This is a genomic window from Aeromonas sp. HMWF017 (genome assembly GCF_003061465.1).
GTDB lineage: Bacteria > Pseudomonadota > Gammaproteobacteria > Enterobacterales > Aeromonadaceae > Aeromonas > Aeromonas veronii.
Window position 1 is genome coordinate 1 of sequence record NZ_QAJD01000155.1, and the last position, 1,895, is coordinate 1,895.

Genomic DNA, 1,895 nt, shown 5'->3' on the forward strand with positions numbered 1-1,895 from the left:
CTGGCGCTGCAAGCAGCCCAGAACAATCCTGAGCTGGCCGCCTTTATCGAAGAGTGCAAGAACACCAAGGTAGCCGAAGCCGAGCTGGCCACCATGGAGAAGAAGGGCATGGCCACCGGCCTCTATGCCATTCACCCGCTGGATGGCCGCAAGGTACCGGTCTGGGTCGCCAACTTCGTGCTGATGAACTACGGCACCGGCGCCGTAATGGCGGTTCCGGCCCACGATCAGCGTGACTTCGAATTCGCCACCAAATATGGCCTCGACATCAAGGCGGTGATCAAGCCGGTTGATGGCGACGTCAACGTGAGCGAAGCCGCTTATACCGAGAAAGGTGTGCTGTTCAACTCCGGCGAGTTCGACGGTCTCGACTTCCAGGGCGCCTTCGATGCCATCGCCAGCAAGCTGGAAGGGCTGGGCAAAGGCAAGCGCACCGTCAACTACCGTCTGCGCGACTGGGGTGTCTCCCGTCAGCGCTACTGGGGTGCCCCCATCCCGATGCTGACTCTGGCTGACGGCTCCGTGGTGCCGACGCCGGAAGACCAGCTGCCGGTACTGCTGCCGGAAGATGTGGTGATGGATGGTATCCAGAGCCCGATCAAGGCTGACGCAGAGTGGGCCAAGACCACTTACAACGGTCAGGAAGCGTTCCGCGAGACCGATACCTTCGACACCTTTATGGAGTCCTCCTGGTACTACGCGCGCTACTGCTCCCCGGACTACGACAAGGGCATGCTGGACCCGGCTGCTGCCAACCACTGGCTGCCGGTGGATCAGTACATCGGCGGTATTGAGCACGCCTGTATGCACCTGCTCTACGCCCGCTTCTTCCACAAGCTGCTGCGTGACGCTGGCCTCGTGAACAGCGACGAGCCGTTCAAGCGCCTGCTCTGCCAAGGCATGGTGCTGGCCGACGCCTTCTACTACAAAGACGAGAAGGGCGGCAACGTCTGGGTCAGCCCGACCGACGTCAAGGTCGAGCGTGACGAGAAGGGTCGCATCACCAAGGCCATCGACAACGAAGGCCGTGAAGTGCTCCACTCCGGCATGACCAAGATGTCCAAGTCCAAGAACAACGGCATCGACCCGCAGCTGATGGTCGAGCGTTATGGCGCCGATACCGTCCGTCTGTTCATGATGTTCGCCTCTCCGGCCGAGATGACCCTGGAGTGGTCCGACTCCGGCGTAGAGGGGGCCCAGCGCTTCCTGCGTCGCCTGTGGCGCGTCACCTTCGAACACGTTTCCGGTGGCGCCGTTGCCGCACTCGATGTAGCGGCTCTCACCAACGAGCAGAAAGCGGTACGCCGTGAACTGCACAAGACCATCGCCAAGGTGAGTGATGACGTGGGTCGCCGTCAGACCTTCAACACCGCCATCGCCGCTATCATGGAGCTGATGAACAATCTCTCCAAGCTGGGCAACGACGAGCAGGACCGTGCCCTGATGCAGGAAGCGCTGGAAGCGGTGGTAGTCATGCTCTACCCCATCACCCCGCACATCGGCTTCGAGCTGTGGAAGATGCTGGGCAAGGGCGACGACATCGATCACGCAGCCTGGCCGGTGGCCGATGAAGCGGCCATGGTCGAGACCGAGAAGCTGGTAGTGGTGCAGATTAACGGCAAGATGCGCGGCAAACTGACCGTGCCGGCCGAGATCAGCCAAGCCGACGTCGAGAAGCTGGCTATGGCCGATGCCTCCGTGCAGAAGTTCACCGACGGTCTGACCGTGCGCAAGGTGATCTATGTACCGGGCAAGCTGCTCAATATTGTCGCTAACTAATTGGCTACCAACTGATTGGTTACCAACTGATCATTGCCAATCTGTGACAACAAACGGATGATAACGGCGGGCCCTGCGCCCGCCGCTTCCCCTTAATGCAAAGAGGATTTTCTATG

Annotated in this window: 1 protein-coding gene; it reads left to right on the plus strand. The window is 60.5% G+C overall.

All coding sequences use genetic code 11. The annotated features are described in order from the left end of the window. Positions 1 to 1,779: leucine--tRNA ligase (gene leuS, locus DBR30_RS16765; RefSeq protein ID WP_108588443.1), on the plus strand; the 1,779-nt coding region annotated here is incomplete at its 5' end. Between the last annotated feature and the right edge of the window lie 116 nt (positions 1,780 to 1,895).